Raw genomic sequence first — 1,256 nt, forward strand, 5'->3', positions numbered from 1 at the left:
CCAAATACGCCCAGTATGCGGGCGCTCCTCCGCCTTGCGATGCACCGCATCTGACGCCGCGCGCTGATCCACCGCCGATTACGGGACAGCCCTTACTGATCTTTTCGTAAGTTCGATGGGTGTGGTGGGCGTGTGGGTGGGAGGCTGTCGGGGTGGTGTATCACCCTTCTCCTTCGGTTGCCGGCTCCTCCCTTCCTTCTTTGTCGCGGCCTCAGTTGGCGGAGGCGCGTCGTGTCCGGGCGGTGGAGTTGTTCGAGGACGGCGTCTCGAATGCGGAGATCGCTCGGGCGGTGGGGGTGTGTGCCGAGAGTGTGCGGCGGTGGCGGCGGGTCTGGGAGCAGGGCGGTGCCTCGGCCCTGCGGCGGCGTGCGGCCACCGGTCGTCCACCCAAACTGGACAACACTCAGGTCGAGACGGTCCGGGCCGCGCTGGAGCAAGGGGCTCAGGCTCATGGTTTCGAGGCCGATCTGTGGACCCTGGAACGGGTCGGCGTGGTCGTGGAGCGGGCGACGGGGGTGGTGCTGTCGAGGGCGTCGGTGTGGCGGCTGCTGACGGGGCGGCTCGGGTGGAGTCTGCAGCGGCCCGAGCGGCGGGCGGTCGAACGGGACGAATCCGAGATCGCCCGCTGGATCGCGCACGAGTGGCCGCGCATCAAAAAGGGGCGGTGAACACACGTGCCTGGATCGTGTTCCTCGACGAATCAGGCGTCTCCCTCCTCCCGCAGATCCGCCGTACCTACGCGCCCCGGGGCCGGACCCCACTGCTGCGGCACCGGCTGAACTGGAAGCGGGCCTCGATGGCCGGGGCCCTGGGCTACCACTCCACCGACCCCGGCCGCGGGGCCCGCCTGTGCTTCCACCTCAAGCCCGGCAGCTACGACACCACCGGGCTTATCGAGGTCCTGGAGCAGATGAAGCTGTTCTACCGCGGTGAGAAAGTGGTCCTGGTCTGGGACGGCCTGTCCGCCCACTGGAGCCGGGCGATGCGGGCCTGGGTCGCCGGGCAGGACTGGCTCACCCCGGAACGCCTACCCGCCTACGCACCCGAGCTGAACCCGGTGGAACTGCTGTGGTCCTCGCTCAAGAAACGCGAACTCGCCAACCTCGCCGGCGACCACCTCGCCGACGTCGCCGACGCCACCGAGCGGGGCATCCACCGCATCAACGCCAACCCCCAACTGCCATGGTCCTTCCTCGCCAATACCGGCCTGACCATCCACCCACCACACCAACCGAACTTACGAAAAGATCAGTAGT

2 protein-coding genes are annotated in these 1,256 nt (G+C 68.2%); both read left to right on the forward strand.

Translation table 11 applies throughout. The features are described from left to right. Positions 1-155: 155 nt before the first annotated feature. Positions 156-668, forward strand: coding sequence for a winged helix-turn-helix domain-containing protein (locus ACIBCM_RS35265; RefSeq protein WP_399250538.1), 513 nt, complete (start codon positions 156-158; stop codon positions 666-668). Continuing rightward, on the forward strand, positions 665-1,255 hold the full coding sequence (locus tag ACIBCM_RS35270; protein WP_399250536.1) for a transposase: 591 nt from the start codon (positions 665-667) through the stop codon (positions 1,253-1,255). Before ACIBCM_RS35265 ends, ACIBCM_RS35270 begins: the two co-directional genes overlap by 4 nt. The last annotated feature ends 1 nt before the right edge of the window (position 1,256 follow it).

Origin of the sequence: Streptomyces sp. NPDC051018, from assembly GCF_044456085.1 — a bacterium.
In the GTDB taxonomy this organism is placed as follows: domain Bacteria; phylum Actinomycetota; class Actinomycetes; order Streptomycetales; family Streptomycetaceae; genus Streptomyces.